The sequence below is a fragment of the Micromonospora sp. KC721 genome, assembly GCF_004348355.1.
Taxonomy (GTDB): Bacteria; Actinomycetota; Actinomycetes; order Mycobacteriales; family Micromonosporaceae; genus Micromonospora.
Genome location: NZ_SMJY01000373.1, coordinates 1 through 1,814 on the forward strand (window position 1 = coordinate 1; position 1,814 = coordinate 1,814).

The window sequence follows — 1,814 nt, forward strand, 5'->3', positions numbered from 1 at the left end:
CTCCGGTTTTCAGGTTCTGCTTGGTCGCTGAACCATCTACCGGAGACCTCACTCGTTTTCGATCTCCGACACGCGAAGATCTTCAAGCCACCTCAAGCCCTGGCACCGACTTCGACACAGGCCCTAGTGGCCGCGCCGCAGGTGTGCTGTTCCAGCGGGGCGAAGTCGGCAGTGGAAGCGCCGACGATGTTGAGACGCTTGCCCGGCGGGCCTGCTCATGTAGGGCGTCTTCAAGATGGTGGAGCGAAAGGCAGGACCAGGGGAGCCGTTGGCGCTGACGCTTGGTCAGCGCCCTCATGAAGTCATGGATGTTTCGATTGTGTGTTAGCGTTCACAACTCTGACGTTAAGGGCACAGGTTAGGTGCGCCTGGCGCGGCCGTCAATACTTTGCCACCGGTGCAACCGGCGGAGGGCGGCCTGCGCCTGCGCGGCTCGCTGCAGCTTCCGTCGAGGTGGGCCGGTGGCGGAGCGGGACCGGGATGGTCGCTGGCCGCGTGGGTCGGCATCTTGGGCCGGGGTGCTGAGGTCGGTGAGCAGTCGGACGAGCAGGGTGATCGCGTCGGACTGGATCTCAATTTCTTCGATCAAGGCTTCAGGCAGGGATTTCCTTGCTTGTGGTTGCTGGCGGTGACGATCTCCGCAACCTGCCACAGTTGCGAAGCGGGGGTGTTGACTCGCCCCACGCTGATCGCTGAGGATGTGCCGCAACTCGTTGGATACGAACGTGTAACCGACCGGCGGGCAGCCGGTCATCGCTCGTCCGGGCCTGATGTGGCAGCGCCGCGGGTCCCGTCGAGCCGCATGTCGGGTGCCGGGCGACCCGGCGCCGCGGGGGAGCTGCGCACCCAACCCGGGTGCCGCATTGACGGTTGACGTGCGGGCCGAGATTCGACCCTCAATGTTAGCGCCCACATAGAAAAGTGGCTATGCCTGTCTCGGGGGCCCGCTGACGGACGCCGCATTCCACCCGGAATGAGCCGATGTGGCCTGCTTCATGTCAGCGGGCCCAAAATGACGAAAGGAAAGATGCTATGTCGATTGGGTTTGCGCGCACCGGGTGCGGGGTGGCCTGGACATCGGCACGGCGTTCGTGGTCAGCAGAGCTGACACACGGCGTAGCCGCCACCCGAGCTGCGGGTGCCGCAGGAACAGCGTCAGGGCGCTACGGAGAGGGCGATCGCCGACTCGTACAGCGGTGACGTGTGAATCTCAAGTCGTACGGGCACCAGGTCGCTCGGTTCTCCGAGCGCGGCACCTGTTCCGGGGTTGCGTGCGAAACGCGGATGCGCTCCTCCACTGATCTGGATGCGGATGCGGTGCCCCGGCTTGAAGTGGTAGGCCGTTGGCCACAGGGTGACCTCGACTCGCCGGACGCCGGAGGTATCCGCTGTGCTCGCGCTCACCCGGGTGAGCCCGTCGCACACGTTCCATGAGCGGCCGGATGTGTCTACGTCACACAAGCGTACGAAGATGTCGAAGTGGTCCCCCGACGCGCTGACGTATACCGTCGCGGTGACGGGGCCGAGCACCTCGACCACGGCGTCGAGCGGATCGCTGGTGTAGGTGCGTACATCCGGTCGCGCTTCCAGGCGTCGGTTGTCCTGTCGCCCGGCTGCTGCGGCGGCGAGTCGAGGACCGCCGAGCGCGGGCGTGGGGTCATTGGGGTCGTAGGTGAAGACATCGCGGTGTCGGCTCCGCCTGAAAACTGACCCCGTGGTTCCGGCTGAATTTTGACCCCCTCCGGAAGCATCGGGAGGTGCTGAGCGTGGAGGACTGGGCGGAGATCCGTCGGTTGCACCGGGCGGAGCAGATG

Annotated in this window: 1 protein-coding gene; it reads right to left on the reverse strand. The window is 65.3% G+C overall.

Going from position 1 to position 1,814, the window contains the following annotated elements:
• Positions 1–1,155: 1,155 nt before the first annotated feature.
• Positions 1,156–1,814, reverse strand: a 659-nt coding sequence (locus E1182_RS30415; RefSeq protein ID WP_132271171.1) for a CocE/NonD family hydrolase, incomplete at its 5' end; no start/stop codon positions are given.